Origin of the sequence: Nocardia sp. NPDC060220 (assembly GCF_042727815.1) — a bacterium.
In the GTDB taxonomy this organism is placed as follows: Bacteria; Actinomycetota; Actinomycetes; order Mycobacteriales; family Mycobacteriaceae; genus Nocardia.
The window spans coordinates 1-2,261 of sequence record NZ_JBHWZY010001006.1; the positions used below are offsets into that span (position 1 = coordinate 1).

Consider the following 2,261-nt stretch of genomic DNA (forward strand, 5'->3'; position numbering starts at 1 on the left):
GGTATACCTCCTGCACGACGTCCTCGGCCTCACTCGCCGCACCGAACATCCGGTACGCAAGCGAGAACAGCCGCGGCCGATGCTCCAGAAACTCAGTGATATCGGTGGCCGGCGCCGTGGGGTCCTCGGGTGGCGGAGGTGGCGTTGATTGCTCCATGTCGAAACGTCCAGTCGCGAGGGTCGGATGCCTGGTCAGTCGTCGTTGCGCGGGCGACGCAGGCGCAGGCGCGCCGAGCCACGGATCGCCGGTCGGCGGATCGCGGGCATCCGTCGCTGCGCCCGCCGTTGGGCCCGCCGCTCAGCCGGCTTGTGCTGCCAGGTCTCCGGCCGCGCGGCCACCCAGCGGGCCGACCGCCAGGCGAACGGGATGTGCGCGAGGTAGAGCGCGACCAAGATCAGCAGCAGCACGATCGGGTACGTGACCAGCAACGCGGCGGCCAGCGCAGTGAGCACCAGCAGCCCGGCCGCGGCCTGCGGAGCGACCGACACCGACTTCATCGCCAGGGTCGGGATGGTGCTCACACACAGCAGCGCGGCGAAGACCGTCCAGGCGGCGACGAAGGCGAAACCGTCCCACCAGCCGTCGCCGAACTGCACCTTCAGCGCGATCGGCACCAGCGCGATCAGCGCTCCGGCGGGCGCGGGGACACCGACAAAGTACTCACGCGCCCAGTTGGGCCGGGAATCGTCGTCGAGCAGGGTGTTGAAGCGGGCAAGGCGCAAGACCAGGCTCACCGCGAACAACAGCGCGACGATCCAGCCCGCGCTGTTGCCGTCGAGCAGGGTCACGTAGATGACCAGCGCGGGCGCGACGCCGAACGAGATCGCGTCCGAGAGCGAATCGAGTTCTGCGCCCATCTTGCTGGTGGCGTCGAGCATGCGCGCGAGCCGCCCGTCGAGCGTGTCGAGCACGGCGGCGGCACCGACCATCGCCAGCGCGATCCCGAGCTCACCGTCGAGCCCGAACTTCACTGCCGACAGGCCGGCGCACAGCGCGAGAATGGTGACGACGCTCGGCAGCAATCGCACCGAGCGGGGTCGTTTGCGAGGTGCTGTGCGAGCCTGTTCGATCATCCCAGCACAGCCAGGACTGTTTCGGCCCCGATCGTGCGCTGCCCGGGGGCCACCAGCAGTTCGGTGCCGATCGGGAAGTACGTGTCGACGCGAGACCCGAACCGGATCAGGCCGTAGGTGTCACCGATGGTGAGCAGGTCACCGACGCGGGCGTCGCAGACGATGCGACGGGCCAGCAGTCCGGCGATCTGCACCACGACGACCTGCTTACCGTCGGCGGTGTCGATGACCATGCTGTTGCGCTCGTTGGCGTCGGAGGCCTCCGGCAGATCGGCCGAGAGGAACTTGCCCGGCTGATGCAGCACCTCGCGCACGGTTCCGGACACCGGAACGCGCTGCACGTGCACATCGAGCACCGACAGGAAGATGCTGACGCGCGGCAACGGCTGATCGCCGAGTCCGAGCTCGACGGGCGGCACCGCGGTGTCGACCAGCGCCACCTCACCGTCGGCGGGCGCGACCACGATGCCCGCCCGGTTCGGCGGCACGCGATGCGGGTGCCGGAAGAAAGCGGCGCAGGCGGCGGCCGAGGCCAGACCGGCCCTCCGCACCCATTTATTACGTCCGCCGATGACCGCCACTGCCAACGGCACCGCCACGAACGGCAGTCCGGCGGGATGTAGTGGGGGTACAGCGGCCCGCACCAAGTCGACGACATGTCCGACGCCGGTGGTATCGGGCGTGCCGGGCGGGGTGGGGCGGCGTGCCACGGGCTCCCTCTTTCGTGTGATGACTACAAGCGATCACACCTTACGGGAAGCCCGGGGCAAGCACCTGTGGTCAGTGGACCGATTTACGCCCGGTGAACAGCTTCACCAGGTACAACAACACGCAGGCGCCCACCAGACAGGTGATGAAGCTGAAGATCCAGCCCGCGCCTTCCACATCGACGCCGAACAGACTCAGCACGAAGCCGCCGAGTAGCCCGCCGATGATCCCGACCACGATATTGAGCAGAATGCCCTGCTGTGCGTCGGTCTTCATGAACTTGCTCGCGATCCAACCGGCCAGACCGCCGATGATGATCCAACTGATGATGCCGAGTCCGAGCATGCTGTCCTCGATCCCTCGAAGGGTCGGCGAGCAATCGCCTTGTCACCAAGATACCCCCGGCTCCACTGTGACAATCGACACTCTGATCATGAGACGCTAATATGAGGAAGCCTCATGTCTGAGCGTTCACATGG

4 protein-coding genes are annotated in these 2,261 nt (G+C 67.3%); all 4 read right to left on the bottom strand.

Going from position 1 to position 2,261, the window contains the following annotated elements; translation table 11 throughout:
- Nucleotides 1-157, bottom strand: a 157-nt coding sequence (locus ACFWF3_RS32890) for a sigma factor (RefSeq protein WP_379317788.1), incomplete at its 3' end; no start/stop codon positions are given.
- A gap of 35 nt (nt 158-192) precedes the next feature.
- Nucleotides 193-1,074, bottom strand: coding sequence for a CDP-alcohol phosphatidyltransferase family protein (locus ACFWF3_RS32895; RefSeq protein WP_378633841.1), 882 nt, complete (start codon nt 1,072-1,074; stop codon nt 193-195).
- Entirely contained in the window at nt 1,071-1,784 is a 714-nt protein-coding gene (locus tag ACFWF3_RS32900) for a phosphatidylserine decarboxylase (RefSeq protein ID WP_364403759.1), read from the bottom strand. The genes ACFWF3_RS32895 and ACFWF3_RS32900 overlap by 4 nt, the downstream gene beginning before the upstream one ends.
- Before the next feature lie 70 nt (nt 1,785-1,854).
- Nucleotides 1,855-2,127 carry a GlsB/YeaQ/YmgE family stress response membrane protein gene (locus tag ACFWF3_RS32905; protein ID WP_101465422.1) on the bottom strand — a complete coding sequence of 91 codons (273 nt, stop codon included), beginning with the start codon at nt 2,125-2,127 and terminating at the stop codon, nt 1,855-1,857.
- Between the last annotated feature and the right edge of the window lie 134 nt (nt 2,128-2,261).